The sequence below is a fragment of the Paraburkholderia sp. TE9906 genome, from assembly GCF_056279605.1.
Map to the genome: position 1 here is coordinate 92,763 of NZ_JBWCCT010000010.1, position 14,362 is coordinate 107,124.

The following is a 14,362-nucleotide window of genomic DNA, read 5'->3' on the forward strand; positions in this document are numbered from 1 at the left end:
CGACGAGTGGCCGGCGACGAGCGAGGAAGGGAGATAACGATGGAAACCTCACTGGAAACGGACACGGAAGAGGCCATTCAGGATATCGAAGCCGGCACGCTGGATGTCCGCGTGAAGCAGGTGCGGTATGAAGGCAAAGGTATCAACTCGTATGAGCTGACCAGCCCGGCAGGTGCAGCGCTGCCGCCTTTCGAAGCCGGCTCGCACATCGACATCCACCTGAAAAACGGCGTGATTCGTCAGTATTCGCTGTGCAATCCGCCGGCCGAGCGTCACCGCTACGTCATCGCGGTCCTGAAGGATGAAGCCGGTCGCGGCGGCTCGCGCTCCATGCATGACGACGTGGCGGCGGGCGACGTCGTCACCATCAGCAGGCCGCGCAATCACTTCGCGCTGGACGGCAATGCGAAGAAAGTCATTCTCATCGCCGGCGGCATCGGCGTCACGCCGCTGAAGGCGATGGCGCATGAACTTGAAGCGCATCACGTCGACTTCGACATGCATTATTGCGCGCGCAGTCGCGAAGCGGCGGCATTCAGCGAGCAACTCGCGAACATGGAGCGCGCCGGCAAGTTGCACTATCACTTCGACGATGGTGACGAAAGCAACCGGCTGGATCTGACGAAGCTGCTGGCGCATCCCTCTGCCGGAACGCATGTCTACTACTGCGGCCCCGCCGGTTTCATGAAGGCGTGTGCCGACGCGGCCAGCCACTGGCCAAAGGGTACGGTGCACTTCGAGCACTTCAAGGCGCCCGAGCAGCCGAAGCGCGCGCCTGCCAGCGTGGAATCCGCGCACGGATGCGACGTGACCATCGCCAGCACGGGACAGGTCGTGCATGTCGGCGCGGATCAGAACTTCGCAGAAGTACTCAATGCCGCGGGCGTCGAACTCCCGACGTCGTGCTGCGCGGGTTTGTGCGCAACCTGCAAGGTCCGTTACCGCGACGGTGAAGTCGAGCACAACGACTTCATCCTTGGCGAGGAAGAGCGGCAGGAGTATCTGACCGCGTGCGTGTCTCGCCCGGTAAGCACGACGCTGGTTCTCGAGTTGTGAGAGAGACGGTCGAATCGCTTTGGTCGACCGCACGCGGAAAAGGGCCCCTAACGAAGCCGGCGCTGGATATCACCAGGATATGTCCACGCCGTCGACAAGGACGCTGAAACCATGACATCGAAGCTGCTCAAACTTCAACCGCGCCCGGATTACGTCGAAGAGGTCTATGAGGTCCTTCTCGACGCAATCTGTGATGGTTCGCTCGCACCGGGAACACGCCTGACGCAGGAAGACATTGCGGAGCAACTCTGCGTGTCGCGCTCGCCGGTGCTGCAGGCGCTGCGACTGCTCAAGAAGGACGGGCTTGTCCGGGACGCGCCGGGGCGTGGGCTGCTCGTCGCGCCGCTGGAACCAGCAGCGCTCGCCGACCTCTACGAAATACGCGGTGCGCTCGATGTGCTCGCGGCGAAGCTGGCTGCCGCAACCAGAGCAAAACTCGACCCGAAACTCATCGAGCGCGGCCGGAAAGCGGCGCAGACAGGCAACGTCCACGCCATGATCGACGCGGATATGACGTTCCATTTCGCCGTCTACACAGCGTCGGGAAACCGTCTGATTGCGCAAACGGCGCATGGTCATTGGGTGCATATCCGGCGTGTGATGGGTGCCGTCCTTCAGGCGCCGGATCAGCGTCCTTCGATCTGGGACGAACACGCAGCAATCGCCCACGCGATAGAGCAGGGCGATGGCGCGCTCGCAGCACGTCTCGCGGAGGCTCACTCTAAACGCGCAAGTCAGTTGGTCGTCGGCCGGATCGGTGCGTTGCCCGGTGTGCTCGATCCGTGCGCCGAGCCCGCTACCTCGGTCGCCTGATCAGCGAATTGCAGGTCATGCCGGCGGTGATGACTTCATTGCCGGAATCAAAGGTGCAGTGTCGGCAGCAGCGCGACTGTTGCCGACGTACTTCGTCAGTTCCCATTCAATACGTAGGAGATCGAACATGTCTACTGCAGTTGCCGAATCCAGAACAGAATCCATCGTCAAACCGGGGAAGGTTTCGATTTATCAGCCAGACCAGGAAGGGTTGATTTTCCCCGAGGTTCCCGAGTTCACTTCGGCGCAAGCGCACCGTCAGCATCTCAAGGAACGACTGGTCGCGGCATGCCGTGCGTTTGCATTGCAGGGCTTTGACTACGGATTCGCGGGTCACCTGACCATTCGCGACCCCGAACATCCCAGCCTCTACTGGACGAATCCGATGTGCGTGCATTTTGCGCAGGTCAAGCTCTCGAATCTCATCTGCGCCGACCACAAGGGGAATGTCGTCGAGGGCAATTACGCGATCAATCGTGCCGGCTTCGTGTTGCACGCGGCGGTCCACGAGCAGCATCAGGACATCGTTGCGATGTGCCATGCGCATACCACGTACGGTACCGCCTTCTCTTCGCTAGGCAGGCCGCTCGCGCCCATCTCGCAGGACGCCGCGGCGTTCTACGAGGACCACGTCGTCATCGGCGACGAGGCTGGCAAGGTGGCAGTGGAAGTGAAGGGCGGCAACAAGGTTGCCAATGCTTTCGCAGGGGTCAAGGCGGCGATTCACCAGAACCACGGCCTGCTGACGGCGAGCCGTCACAGCATCGATTCGGCGGCGTTCTGGTTCATCGCACTCGAGCGCTGCTGCCAGCAGCAACTGATGATCGAGGCCACGGGCATTACGCCGAAGGAAGTGACGCCCGAGCGTGCGCGCTATAGCCGTGAGCACGTCGGTAGCGACTACATCGGCTGGTTGCACTTCCAGACCATCTGGAATGACCTCGTTGCCACGCAGCCGGACATGTTCGACTAAACGCAACGGCGAACGCAGGCTCGCGGCGGGGCTTCTTCGGCTGCCGTCGCGAGTCACTACCGGTGGGCATAAGAAAGAGAGCAACCACCGTCATCGGAAGGCCCCTCAGGAGACAACAATGAGTTCCCACAGTCCGGCCGTATATCTGGAAGAGAGCGAATCATCCGCGTTTGCGAAAGCCGCGTGGCGCCTTATTCCATTTCTTTTTCTCTGCTATCTGTCTGCTTACCTCGACCGAATCAACGTTGCATTTGCCAAACTGCAGATGCTCAACGACCTCGGTTTCAGCGAGGCGGTTTATGGATTTGGTGCGAGTGTGTTTTTTGTCGGTTACCTGCTTTTCGAGGTGCCAAGCAACCTGATTCTGCTACGCGTGGGTCCCCGCCGCTGGATTGCCCGGATCATGGTCACATGGGGCATCGTTTCGGTCGGCATGATGTTCGTGAGGACGCCGACGACGTTCTACATCATGCGCTTCCTGCTCGGTGTCGCAGAGGCGGGGTTCTTCCCCGCCATCGTCCTGTACCTCACGTACTGGTTTCCGTCTTCCCGGCGTTCGAAAATGACAGCGCTTTTCATGACGGGTATCCCGATGTCCGGCGTGATCGGCGGGCCCCTGTCAGGCTGGCTGATGACGGCGCTCAGCGGCGCACATGGATGGGCCGGCTGGCAATGGCTGTTCCTCGTCGAGGGCGTGCCCACGGTCTTGCTCGGTGTGATCGCCTATTTCTATCTGGACGACAAGGTGCAGGACGCGAAGTGGCTGACCGACGAACAGAAAGCCGTCATCGAGCGCAAGCTCGTCGAGGAGAAGCCTGATGGCCTGCTGCACTCGGTCAAGGACGGTCTTCTCAATCCAAAGATTCTCCTCGTCAGCGCCATTTATTTTTTCTACACGATGGGCCTTTACGGCGTGAGCTTCTGGCTGCCCTCGCTCATCAAATCGAGCGGCGTAGCCGATCCGCTTCACGTGGGTCTGCTGACTGCCATTCCGTACGCGGTCGGCGCGCTCGCCATGGTCGTGGTCAGCGTGAGTTCGGACCGGATGGGCGAGCGGCGTTGGCACCTGATCGTGCCGGGCCTCGTCGGCGCGTTCGGGCTCGCGATGAGCGTCTGGTTCTCTGACTCGACCGTGCCGGCGATGATTGCGTTGACCATCGGAACAATGGGCGTGATGACGACCATCTCGCAGTTCTGGGTGCTGCCACCGGCATTCCTCGGCGGTGCCGCAGCCGCAGCGGGTCTCGCCTTCGCGAATTCTGTCGGCAGTATCTCGGGCGTGGTCAGCCCGTCACTGATCGGTCTCGTCAAGACCGCGACGGGCTCGGCTGGCGCCGGCGTAATCGTGCTCTCGGTTAGCCTCGTCATAGCGGGTCTGCTGGTGCTATGCGTGCCGCCGGCTCTCGTCAACCGCCGCCGCTAGTTGTCTGCCTATGACGCAATCGCCGCCGCGGGCCATGGGTCCGCGCGGCGGCTATCGCTTCGGAAGTCAATTGAAAATGCGCCTAGCGTGCGGAGCGAGCGGGGGTATCTGTTTCCGCCATCGCCTGGCTCATGTGGCGCACCAGGTTTTCGCGGGCGACTTCGGTGTGTTGCAGGCTGAGCTTCGCGGCGAGCTCCTCATCGCCCTGTGCGATCGCGTCTGCAATCGCCGCATGTTCGTCCCACACGGATTTGCGCTGGCCCACTACCTGATGAACCGCTCCCATCACTCGCCGCAGATGCATCCAGTGCAAGCGCGCGCTGTCGACGATGAGCGGGTTGCCCGCAGCCGTGTAAATGGCGGTGTGAAACGCCATGTCGGCCTCGATCATCGCCTTGATGTCATCGCCCTTCGAAAGTTTGCGCCCGGTCGCCACGAGCGCTTTGTCCAGCTTCACTTTCTTCCTTGCGGCCAGACGCGCGGCCTGGCTGTCCAGCGCGCCGCGAAGCTCGTAGAGGTGACCGATGCGTGTTCCATCGAGTGGCGTGACCTGCAATCCCCGGCCGGGCGCATCTTCCACCAGTCCATCTTTTTTCAGCAGCCGGAAGGCCTGCAGGACGGGCGAGCGCGAGACGGCCAACTGCTCGGCGATTTCTTCCTGGACGATTCGAGTCCCTGGGGCAATTGAGCCCTCGCTGATCGCATCGAGCAGGACTCGATAGACCTCGTCGACGTAGTCTGTACGCGCCTGGATTTTCAGGAGTTTTGCTGGCATGGCTGCAGTCGCTGTGGATACAGAATACTAGTAGCTTACCAGCATTGATTAAGGCTGTTCAGGTGGATATGCGCTCGATTTGATGTGATGCAAGCCGTTGATGGAGTGGGACGAGGGCGATGCCGGGATAGTCAGCTTTTGCCCGACAGACTGGCGATCCAGACAGGGGGGCTGGACCGCCTGCTGAGATAGAGCCGGTTCAGTTCAGGGACGTCTGTCCCAAAGGTCTTTTCCAACGCTTTGCGCCCGATTTCTGCCTCCTTGTCGGTCGCTGCCTGCACGAGAATGACGACGGTCTCTGCGGCGAAGCGCTGCGCCGCCTCAGTCGCGAACTGTGCATCGTCTGCAAGGCGGCCTGCAGTGCAATCGCGGGCATCGCGAATCGCAACGGAAACTAGCCCGGATGAAGCACGCGCAAGAATCCAGCCCGCGAAGAGAGGGCGTTGCTTATGTGACCCGGTTGGCACGCCGACAAGACCCACGATATCCACAAATTGCGGGTTTTTCGCGAGTACGTCGCGGGCGCCGGCAGGCAGACCCGTGCCGCTCGTCCAGGTATCCATGACTGATGGCGGTCTGTCCGAGCCGCTGAACGAAAACCCCGTTTCGCCAAGTACGAAACGCTGTGATTTGCCGTCGCTTGCGGGGCGCGCTATCAGGAAGTCCGCTTCTTTCATGCCGTCTCCGTTCTTCATCGTGGGGAGAGCCTGGCTTATCCGCTGGCGGTTTTTTTGGGGTATTGTGTTCGCGGAACTCAGAACTCTGTATACAAATAGAGTAGTGGGTGCGACGTTGGCGGCCTATCAGTGGAAGTACTGAGCCGAGCCCGTCGTTCAGGAGGCGACACCGCATGCCTTACCTGCGTGTTGACGGATTCCATATCTCTGACTAAAGTCAGAGATATGGAATCCGACATTCTTCAGATCCGTCGCTTTAACCGCATAGTCGCCGAAAGCATTGGCGCTATCGATGACCATTTCCTCGGACGTGGCCGCCCGATGGGCGAATCACGCCTGCTATGGGAGATCGGCGTCGAAGGTGCGGATATTCGTACGCTTCGCGCGCGGCTAAATCTTGATTCAGGCTATGTCAGCCGTACGTTGGCGTCTCTTGAACGGCAAAAGCTTGTCGCTGTCCTCGCTCATTCGGGCGACCGGCGGGTACGCCGGGCTTGCCTGACTCAGAAAGGCCTCACGGAAAGGGCCGAACTCGAACGGCTCTCTGATGAGGTTGCTTTGCGCGCGCTCGAACCGCTCGGCGATGAGCAGCGTCGGAGACTGCTCGCCGCCATGTCTGAGGTTGAGCGTTTGCTACAGGCATCCCTCGTGAATTTCGCGCTGGAGGATCCAGATGCTGACGACGCGCGATGGTGCTTTGAACAATATTTTGGCGAGCTTGATCAGCGCTTTAAAGGAGGATTCGACCCGTCCAGCAGTCTGCCGGCGGATGCGCATGAACTGAAGGCACCGGCGGGCGCGTTGATCGTCGCGAGACTGCATGGAAGCCCGATCGGCTGCGTCGCATTGAAATTTCATAAGAAGTCCCCGGCCGAGCTCAAAAGAATGTGGGTGAGCCCTTCCGCTCGCGGTATGGGTGTAGGCCGCCGGTTGATTGTCGAGGCGGAGAAACGTGCCCGGCAGGCCAAAGTGCGCATTATTCACCTTGAGACAAATCGAACGCTGGTCGAGGCGATTTCGCTATACCGGCAATCGGGATACGTGGAAGTCGATGCGTTCAGCGCGGAACCGTATGCCCACCACTGGTTTGAAAAGCGGCTGGTCTGAACAGCCGAAACTCGCTGCTCTGCGGACGTTCGACTGTCGCTGATGTTCGTCTCATGTGGCGCTTTCCCCCGCTGTCCAAGTTCGCTCGTCACGCCTCTTGAAGCAGTCGAGTCATCGTGCGCGGCGGTTTCGCCCGTGTGCGTGCTTCGATCGGGGCGTCTGCACTCACATCACAATTCGCACCTCCTATCTCCGGGCCGCGCAAAAAGGCGGGCGTGGCTTGAAGCGTCCTATTTTCAGACATCCTCGCGACGCCCTCCAGCGCAAAACGTCCGATTTTGCGACAGCGAACGGGAACGGCCACGGGCTCGCCGGGCCTTATCGCGCTAGCGCTTCATGCCTGCATGCCGACTGAGCCAGGTGTGTTCGTTTCCGCTTTCTTGGCATAAGCATTGCTTTATCAGCGTTCGCCGCGCGCAAAGGCGCCGCTCGTACGGTACGTGTATTTCGCGGCCATATCTGAACGGAGGAGACAAAAGTGAAAGCTGCTGTGCTGCACCAGTACGACGAGTCGTTGACTCGAGAAGAATTCGTGCGCTATGAAGACGTCGACGATCCGAGGATCGAGCGACCCACCGATGTGATCGTCCGGATTGGTGGCGCCGGTGTGTGCCGCACCGATCTGCATGTAGTGGAAGGCATCTGGCGCAGCAAGGTCGATGTGGCGTTGCCCTACATCATGGGCCACGAAAACGCCGGCTGGGTCGAGGCGGTGGGCCGCGGTGTCGAGAGCGTCAAGGTGGGTGATCCTGTCATCTGCCATCCGCTCGTGACAAGTGGACATTGCCTTGCCTGTCGGCGCGGCGACGATATGCACGCGACGGACAGCCGGTTTCCCGGCATCAACGCCAACGGCGGCTACGCTCAATATCTGCTGACCGGCGAACGCTCACTGATCCAGTTGCCGAAATCGCTCGCGCCGAAGGATGTTGCTCCTTACACCGACGCGGGCCTTACCGCGTATCGCGCTGCAAAAAAGGCTTCGCGTCATTTGCTCCCCGGTCAGTTTGCCGTCGTGATTGGTGCCGGTGGCCTCGGGCACATAGGCATTCAAGTCCTGAATGCGCTCTGCGCGGCGGAAATCATCGTCGTTGACCGCGCTGATGTTGCGTTGCAACTTGCAAAGGAATGCGGCGCACATCACACGGTCAAGGGCGACGGCAACGAGGTAGAGCGGGTGCTCGAACTGACGGGCGGCAACGGCGCAGAAGCGGTGATCGATTTTGTCGGTGAAGGTGACGCAATCGCAAAGGGTCTCGCAATGACGCGCAACGCGGGCTTTTACTACATCGTCGGCTATGGCGGAAAGATCGAGTTACCGACCATCGACATGATCACTAGCGAGAAGACCATCGTCGGCAATCTCGTGGGCACCTATCCGGAACTGGTCGAACTCATGGCGCTCGCCGACCGTGGTCTCGTTCATCTGGCGACACGGGAATACCGTCTTGGCGAGGCGAACCAGGCGCTCAAGGACCTGCATCACGGGAAGGTCAAGGGCCGGGCGGTGTTGATTCCGTAGACGCCAGGACGGGCGGGTCTGAACAGGGAGATCGCCATGACTGTGGAGCGTGACGCAGCCTCAGCCTCAGAGCGCATGCGTCTGGTTATCGCATTGACTGAAGTCAACTCCCGTCACTTGCGAGGTGAAAGCAGACGCGCCGGCGCGGAGATCGAACTGGCGTGCGCATTGGCTTGCGAGGAGCGCGACGGCGTCTCGCAAACAGGAACGGCAGATGTCGAACAGTTACGCGAGCGCCTCAGCGAGGCCGAGCGCACTTTACTGGCGATCGAATCCGAACAGCAGGGACTCGTGGACGAACTTGCCCGTTTGGACAGTAGCGCGTCAACCGGTTCACAGGGAGACTGGCAATGAATCGGATCCCGGTTACGGTGCTCACGGGCTTTCTTGGCGCAGGCAAAACCACGCTGCTCAATCGAATTCTGGGCGAGCAGCATGGGCGGCGCTATGCGGTGGTCGTGAACGAATACGGCGCGATCGGCATTGACGGTGGCCTCGTCGTTGGCGCGCAAGACGAGGTTATCGAGTTGAACAACGGCTGCGTATGCTGCAAGGTGCGTGGCGATCTGATTCGAGTCGTGTCTGCGCTAGTGAAGCGTAAGGATGGTTTCGACGGGATACTGATCGAAACTTCCGGCCTGGCCGACCCCGCACCGGTGGTGCAGACCTTCTTCATCGATGACGAGATCCGGCAACGCACGCGGCTCGATAGCGTGATCTGCGTGGCCGATGCGGTGCATTTGCCGGCGCGTCTCGCGGATAGCCGCGAGGCGGCGGAGCAACTCGCGCAAGCCGACATCGTGCTGATCAACAAGACCGACCTCGTCGATCCGGCCGCCCTCGCTTCGGTTCAGGATGCCGTGCGACGCATCAACCCGACAGCGGAATGGCTGACCAGTGTGCGATGCGAAACTCCGCTTGCCGCGTTGCTCGATCGCGGCGCGTTCGATCTCAAGCGCATGAAGCTGGCCACGTCGCCGTGTGAGAACGGCGAATTATCGCGCGGTGCGCGGACGTACCGCTATGTATCTGCTGGGACGGGCGCACGAGTCGATCAGGGACGTCATAGTCACGGAATAGATAGCGTGTCGTTGTGCGTCCGGCGTCCGCTCGAGCGCACGCGCTTCCTCTCGTGGTTGCAGCAACTGATAGTCGAACAAGGTCAGGATCTACTGCGCACAAAAGGTATCGTCGATCTCGCTGGATCGGCGCATCGCTTTGTTTTTCAGGGTGTGCACATGACGATGGATACGGATTTCGACCGACCATGGAGAGCCGGCGAACACCGCGAAAGCCGCCTTGTGTTTATCGGCCGCAACCTCCATCGGCGGGAATTGCGGGAGAGCGTCAGGCATTGCGAGATCGACTCATGAACGCGCCACCCGCTCTCGTGGAGCTGCTTGGAGCCCGGTGGGTCGCCGAGGCGTCCGTCATCGAAGTCGTTTGGGATACATCGGGTCAATGGGCTGGCTTCGCGCTCGGTGACGGTACGCTTGCGCTCGCTACCGGTGTCTGGGACGGCGGCCCCCGACTCAAATTGCGCGAGGGTGGCAGCGTCGAATTCCAGCAGGCACAGGCGCCGCCGGCGCCACTTGCTCGCTTCAGCGTGCATGAAAACACGTGTCTGGCTCTTGCCACCGACCCTGCAGGGGGATTTCTCAGCGCTGGCGACGATGGCCGTCTCGTTCATCTGCGCCTCGACGGTTCGAGCGAACTGATTGCGCACGAAGACGGCGCATGGATCGACCGCGTGGCTGCCAGTCCTGCGGGTGGGCGAGCCTATGCGTGCGGCCGAAAAGTTCATTGGCTGGGGCCGAAGCCAGCCTGCCTGATGCTGTCCGGCTCGGCGACATCGCTGGTATTCGACCCGTCCGGTACCCAACTGGCGATCTCGCATCACGGCGGTGTGACTATCTGGGCGGCCGATACGCTCAGAGAGCGTCAGCTTACGTGGCCGGGCTATCACCGTGACGTCGCGTGGAGCCCTGACGGCCGCTATCTCGTGAGCGGGATGGAGGAGAACGCGTTGCACGGCTGGCGGCTCCCGGACGGCGGTGACATCGAGATGGGCGGGTATCCCGGTCAGCCGCGCTCACTATCGTTTTCCGCTGATGGCCGTTTTATTGCGACGAGCGGCGGCATGCGCGCGGTGTGCTGGAGCTTTGATTCACTCGGGCCCAATGACGGGCCGCACGAATGCGGCATTGCCGGCAAGTCGCCGGTGAGCCGGGTGGCGTGTCATCCGGCTCACTCACTGATCGCGGTGGGATATCACGGCGGCGCGGTGTTGTTATGCCAGCCGGGCAGCAGCGACATATTACTCATCCAAGGTTCCGGCAACAGCGCTGTAACCGCGATGGCCTGGTCGCCGGATGGCCGCCGGCTCGCGCTAGGAACGGATGCTGGCGAACTGGCAATCGTATTTCTCCCTAACGAATTGTTCCGCTTCGGAGCTCGCAGGTAAGTCGGCCATGTGGCCACCCCAATTCAAATCGGAGGCGACTATGAGTAATGGAAGCACACCCAAGGAGCAGTTCTTCGAGCGCCTGGGCGCCGTAGCAGACGAGATGATCGAAGCGTACGGCAAGGACTTTGCGGTGGGCGCGCTGATTCTCACTGCCCGCTTCGTTGCCGAAGGGAAGACGCCTGATGATGCAGCCCACGGCGTGATCCTTACGCGCGAAAGCCACGGCAGTGTGGCGACGTAGAAAGCGTCACGCGGGTTCGTGATTGTTTGCTCGATAAATAGGGCGCGGAAGCGCTAGTGTTGACCAGTCCGGCATCTTCGCTCTGACTCAAATGTCCCAATATCGGACAAGCCTGCGAATCGGAGTTGTCGCAGAACACGACATGGTGTAGTGAGCGTTTTTTAACAGAAGGCTGTGCGCCTTGGCAGGCTTGACGTAGGAAAAATTAGCATTTCTGGCACGCTTATCGCTCTATCGGTACAGGTCAATCGGGAGCGTCGACGTCACGAAGTACAAAGTGAATACGACAGGAAACTCGATCGTCAAGACTGGTTAATCCAGTCTGCAACGCGATTCGGTATCCTAAGTTATTAAAATTCTGATGAGACGAATCGCCCCATGTTTTTGACTCCGGTCCTGGCACTGGCCGGCCCGCCCGAAGCGTCGCCTTGCGACGGTAATCGAAACGGAACTAGGAGATCTCAATGTCTGATGGATTAACGCTTAACAAGATCACGTCCCAGCGCGGGATCAGTATCGGCGAAGCGGCACGCCGCGTTGCCGATCTCGGCTGGACTCCCAGCTACGTCCAGGAGGCGATGACCTTCCCGACGGACTACAAGATCAGCAAGGCGCCGCGTGACCCGATGAAACAGGTGCTGCGCTCCTATTTCCCGATGCAGGAGGAAAAGGACAATCGAGTCTACGGCGCACTCGACGCGGCATTGCGCGGCGACATGTTCCGCAACGTCGAGCCTCGCTGGGTGGAATGGATGAAGCTATTCCTCGCGATCATTCCGTTCCCGGAAATCTCGGCAGCGCGCTCGATGGCGATGCTTGGCCGCCTCGCCCCCGGTGAAGAGTTGCGTACCGGCTTTACGATGCAGATGGTCGACGAGTTCCGGCACTCCACGATCCAGATGAATCTGAAAAAGTGGTATATGGAAAACTATATCGATCCAGCCGGATTCGATATCACCGAAGCCGCGTTTGGCAAGTGCTATGCGACCACGATCGGCCGTCAGTTTGCCGAGGGCTTTCTCACCGGCGATGCAGTGACTGCCGCGAACGTGTTCCTGCAGGTGGTGGCTGAAACGGCTTTCACCAACACGTTGTTTGTCGCGATGCCGTCGGAAGCCGCCCGCAATGGTGACTACGCCCTACCGACAGTCTTCCTTTCCGTGCAGTCGGATGAGAGCCGCCATATCGGCAACGGCCACTCGCTTGTGATGTCGATCATCAACGATCCGGACAATCATCTTTTGCTGGAGCGTGACCTACGCTACGCGTTCTGGCAGAACCACGCGATCGTCGACGCGGCGATCGGTACCTTCATTGAATACGGCACCACGGACCGCGACAAGAACAAGGAGTCATATGCGGAACTCTGGCACCGTTGGATCTACGAGGATTACTACCGGACCTACATGCTGCCGCTGGAGAAGTACGGCATCAAGATTCACCACGACGACATCGCCGCCGCGTGGGACCGCATTGTCAAGCAAAACTATGTCCATAAGGTCGCACAGTTCTTCTCGGTAGGCTGGCCCGTCAACTTCTGGCGCATCGAAGCGCAGACCGAGAAAGACTTCGAGTGGTTCGAGCACAAATATCCTGGCTGGTACGCCGAGTTCGGTGACTTCTGGAAGTGGTATGCGAAAAAGAGCGTGCCTGGCGAAACCAACATGCTGTTCGATCAGGAAAACGGCTACGTGTATCCGCATCGTTGCTGGAGCTGTCTCGTGCCCTGTCTGATTCGTGAAGACTTCGTCGTGGACGAGGTTGACGGCCAACTGTACACGTATTGCTCGGAGCTATGCCGCTGGACGCATAAGGTGGCGTTCGCACCGGAATACGAAGGCCGGCCAACTCCGGCAATGGGGCGCTTCAGCGGACGCCGTCAGTGGGAAGAGTGCTACCACGGCTGGGACCTGGCCGATTGCATCAAGGATCTCGGCTTCGTGCGCAGCGACGGCAAGACACTTGTGCCGCAACCGCATCTGCGCTTTGACGACAGGCAGATGTGGACGCTCGACCACGTGCGCGGTTACAAGATTCAAAGCCCGATTGTGCTGTTGCGCGGCATGACACCGGAACAGCGCGAGAAACACATTGCTGAGTATCGCGCCGGCTTCAAGATCAATCCGGTGACTTGACCAGGTTATCGGAACCGGCGGCGCCGATACCGCCGCCGGATGCGATCGGGAGCAAGAGATGAGCGACACGCAAGAGACGAGGCGCGCGATGGCGGACAAACGTGACGACAAGGTATTCCATACAGTGTACTTCGAGCCGGTCGGTGTGCAGATGTCGGTGGCGGAGGGCGAGACGGTGCTCGACGCCGCGTTTCGCCAGGGTATTGCGGTGATGCACGGGTGCAAGGAGGGGCAATGCAGCAGCTGCAAGTCGCTGCTGATCGAAGGCGATGTGGAACTCAAGAAGTATTCGACGTTCGCGCTGCCCGACTACGAACGCGAGTCCGGCCATATTCTGCTATGCCGCACGCTTGCCTATAGCGATTTGACCGTCGAGTTGTTGAACTATGACGAAGACCTGATGCGCCGATCGATCGCAGTGAGCGAATATGACGCGACGCTCACGAAGATCACCGCGCTGACACACGACATCAGGCTACTGGAAGTGAAGTTGTCGAGGCCGCTGCGATTTTGGGCCGGGCAGTACGTGGACCTGACAATTCCGGGTGTTGGCATCACGAGATCGTTCTCGATGGCGAATACCCCTGTCGGCGAATCGACGCTGCAGTTCATCATCAAGAAGTATCCCAACGGCGCGTTCTCTTCGCAGCTGGATGGCGGACTCAAACCCGGCGACAGGCTGATCGCGAAGGGGCCGTATGGTACGTGCTTTCGGCGCGAGGACCAGCCTGGGCCGATGGTGCTGGTCGGCGGCGGGTCAGGCATGTCACCGCTGTGGTCGATCCTCAACGATCACGTGCAAAGCGGTGAAGAGCGACCGGTCCGGTTTTTCTATGGCGCACGTAGTCGTCGCGACCTGTTCTATCTGGACGAATTCGAAGAGCTGGAAGAAAAGCTGCCGGATTTCCGCTTTATTCCGGCGCTCTCGAACGCCGAACCGGACGACGGCTGGACGGGCGAAACCGGCCTGATCCACGAGGTGCTTGGCCGACGCTTGCGCGAGGAATCGCTCGCAGGCGAGATCGATGGCTACGCGTGCGGGCCCACTCCGATGATCGAGGCGGTGATGCCGGTGCTTCAGGTGGCGGGTGTTGCGCCGGAGCGGCTCTATTTCGACAAGTTTACGCAGGCGGTTCGCTAACCGGATCTGGCAAAGCGCCTATTCGAAGTGCC

Annotated in this window: 14 protein-coding genes; 12 read left to right on the forward strand and 2 right to left on the reverse strand. The window is 60.2% G+C overall.

What is annotated here, in order from left to right; genetic code table 11:
* The first annotated feature begins 39 nt into the window (after window positions 1–39).
* From ACZ9H4_RS25665 to ACZ9H4_RS25680, 4 genes are all read left to right on the forward strand, one after another.
* Window positions 40–1,056, forward strand: a complete 1,017-nt coding sequence (locus ACZ9H4_RS25665) for a PDR/VanB family oxidoreductase (RefSeq protein ID WP_408152255.1) — start codon at window positions 40–42, stop codon at window positions 1,054–1,056.
* 111 nt (window positions 1,057–1,167) lie between these two features.
* Window positions 1,168–1,869, forward strand: coding sequence for a GntR family transcriptional regulator (locus tag ACZ9H4_RS25670; RefSeq protein ID WP_408152256.1), 702 nt, complete (start codon window positions 1,168–1,170; stop codon window positions 1,867–1,869).
* A 127-nt stretch (window positions 1,870–1,996) separates the two neighbouring features.
* A complete protein-coding gene (locus ACZ9H4_RS25675; protein ID WP_408152257.1) occupies window positions 1,997–2,842 on the forward strand; it encodes a class II aldolase/adducin family protein in 846 nt (281 codons plus the stop codon).
* Window positions 2,843–2,960: 118 nt separating this feature from the next.
* Window positions 2,961–4,265: an MFS transporter gene (locus ACZ9H4_RS25680; protein WP_408152258.1), complete on the forward strand. Its 1,305-nt coding sequence runs from the start codon at window positions 2,961–2,963 to the stop codon at window positions 4,263–4,265.
* An 82-nt stretch (window positions 4,266–4,347) separates the two neighbouring features.
* Here ACZ9H4_RS25680 and ACZ9H4_RS25685 read toward each other — a convergent pair whose 3' ends face one another.
* Window positions 4,348–5,040, reverse strand: coding sequence for a GntR family transcriptional regulator (locus ACZ9H4_RS25685; RefSeq protein ID WP_408141231.1), 693 nt, complete (start codon window positions 5,038–5,040; stop codon window positions 4,348–4,350).
* A 131-nt stretch (window positions 5,041–5,171) separates the two neighbouring features.
* Window positions 5,172–5,717: a hypothetical protein gene (locus tag ACZ9H4_RS25690; protein WP_408152259.1), complete on the reverse strand. Its 546-nt coding sequence runs from the start codon at window positions 5,715–5,717 to the stop codon at window positions 5,172–5,174.
* 225 nt (window positions 5,718–5,942) lie between these two features.
* On the opposite strand from ACZ9H4_RS25690, the gene ACZ9H4_RS25695 reads away from it, so the two are divergent.
* The 8 genes from ACZ9H4_RS25695 to ACZ9H4_RS25730 all read left to right on the forward strand — a co-directional run bounded on the left by ACZ9H4_RS25695 (window position 5,943) and on the right by ACZ9H4_RS25730 (window position 14,330).
* Complete coding sequence (locus ACZ9H4_RS25695; protein WP_408152260.1) at window positions 5,943–6,824, forward strand: bifunctional helix-turn-helix transcriptional regulator/GNAT family N-acetyltransferase; 882 nt, start codon at window positions 5,943–5,945, stop codon at window positions 6,822–6,824.
* 478 nt (window positions 6,825–7,302) lie between these two features.
* On the forward strand, window positions 7,303–8,346 hold the full coding sequence (locus ACZ9H4_RS25700; protein ID WP_408141234.1) for an NAD(P)-dependent alcohol dehydrogenase: 1,044 nt from the start codon (window positions 7,303–7,305) through the stop codon (window positions 8,344–8,346).
* Window positions 8,347–8,382: 36 nt separating this feature from the next.
* Window positions 8,383–8,700, forward strand: a complete 318-nt coding sequence (locus ACZ9H4_RS25705) for a hypothetical protein (protein ID WP_408152261.1) — start codon at window positions 8,383–8,385, stop codon at window positions 8,698–8,700.
* The gene (locus ACZ9H4_RS25710; protein ID WP_408152262.1) at window positions 8,697–9,719 is read left to right on the forward strand and encodes a CobW family GTP-binding protein; all 1,023 of its coding nucleotides are present in this window, start codon (window positions 8,697–8,699) and stop codon (window positions 9,717–9,719) included. The genes ACZ9H4_RS25705 and ACZ9H4_RS25710 overlap by 4 nt, the downstream gene beginning before the upstream one ends.
* Window positions 9,716–10,810, forward strand: a complete 1,095-nt coding sequence (locus ACZ9H4_RS25715; RefSeq protein WP_408152263.1) for a WD40 repeat domain-containing protein — start codon at window positions 9,716–9,718, stop codon at window positions 10,808–10,810. The genes ACZ9H4_RS25710 and ACZ9H4_RS25715 overlap by 4 nt, the downstream gene beginning before the upstream one ends.
* Window positions 10,811–10,850: 40 nt before the next feature.
* Entirely contained in the window at window positions 10,851–11,054 is a 204-nt protein-coding gene (locus tag ACZ9H4_RS25720) for a hypothetical protein (protein ID WP_408141238.1), read from the forward strand.
* A gap of 464 nt (window positions 11,055–11,518) precedes the next feature.
* Window positions 11,519–13,189 (forward strand): aromatic/alkene/methane monooxygenase hydroxylase/oxygenase subunit alpha, encoded by a 1,671-nt coding sequence (locus tag ACZ9H4_RS25725; protein WP_408152264.1) that lies wholly within the window; start codon window positions 11,519–11,521, stop codon window positions 13,187–13,189.
* A gap of 58 nt (window positions 13,190–13,247) precedes the next feature.
* Window positions 13,248–14,330 carry an NADH:ubiquinone reductase (Na(+)-transporting) subunit F gene (locus ACZ9H4_RS25730; protein ID WP_408152265.1) on the forward strand — a complete coding sequence of 361 codons (1,083 nt, stop codon included), beginning with the start codon at window positions 13,248–13,250 and terminating at the stop codon, window positions 14,328–14,330.
* Window positions 14,331–14,362 lie beyond the last annotated feature (32 nt).

Bases quoted from the DNA above. Each gene is read 5' to 3' on its own strand.
- ACZ9H4_RS25680 (WP_408152258.1), top strand. From the start codon at position 2,961: ATGAGTTCCCACAGTCCGGCCGTATATCTGGAAGAGAGCGAATCATCC.
- ACZ9H4_RS25685 (WP_408141231.1), bottom strand. From the start codon at position 5,040: ATGCCAGCAAAACTCCTGAAAATCCAGGCGCGTACAGACTACGTCGAC.
- ACZ9H4_RS25710 (WP_408152262.1), top strand. From the start codon at position 8,697: ATGAATCGGATCCCGGTTACGGTGCTCACGGGCTTTCTTGGCGCAGGC.
- ACZ9H4_RS25730 (WP_408152265.1), top strand. From the start codon at position 13,248: ATGAGCGACACGCAAGAGACGAGGCGCGCGATGGCGGACAAACGTGAC.
- ACZ9H4_RS25665 (WP_408152255.1), top strand. From the start codon at position 40: ATGGAAACCTCACTGGAAACGGACACGGAAGAGGCCATTCAGGATATC.
- ACZ9H4_RS25720 (WP_408141238.1), top strand. From the start codon at position 10,851: ATGAGTAATGGAAGCACACCCAAGGAGCAGTTCTTCGAGCGCCTGGGC.
- ACZ9H4_RS25670 (WP_408152256.1), top strand. From the start codon at position 1,168: ATGACATCGAAGCTGCTCAAACTTCAACCGCGCCCGGATTACGTCGAA.
- ACZ9H4_RS25705 (WP_408152261.1), top strand. From the start codon at position 8,383: ATGACTGTGGAGCGTGACGCAGCCTCAGCCTCAGAGCGCATGCGTCTG.
- ACZ9H4_RS25690 (WP_408152259.1), bottom strand. From the start codon at position 5,717: ATGAAAGAAGCGGACTTCCTGATAGCGCGCCCCGCAAGCGACGGCAAA.
- ACZ9H4_RS25715 (WP_408152263.1), top strand. From the start codon at position 9,716: ATGAACGCGCCACCCGCTCTCGTGGAGCTGCTTGGAGCCCGGTGGGTC.
- ACZ9H4_RS25695 (WP_408152260.1), top strand. From the start codon at position 5,943: ATGGAATCCGACATTCTTCAGATCCGTCGCTTTAACCGCATAGTCGCC.
- ACZ9H4_RS25725 (WP_408152264.1), top strand. From the start codon at position 11,519: ATGTCTGATGGATTAACGCTTAACAAGATCACGTCCCAGCGCGGGATC.
- ACZ9H4_RS25675 (WP_408152257.1), top strand. From the start codon at position 1,997: ATGTCTACTGCAGTTGCCGAATCCAGAACAGAATCCATCGTCAAACCG.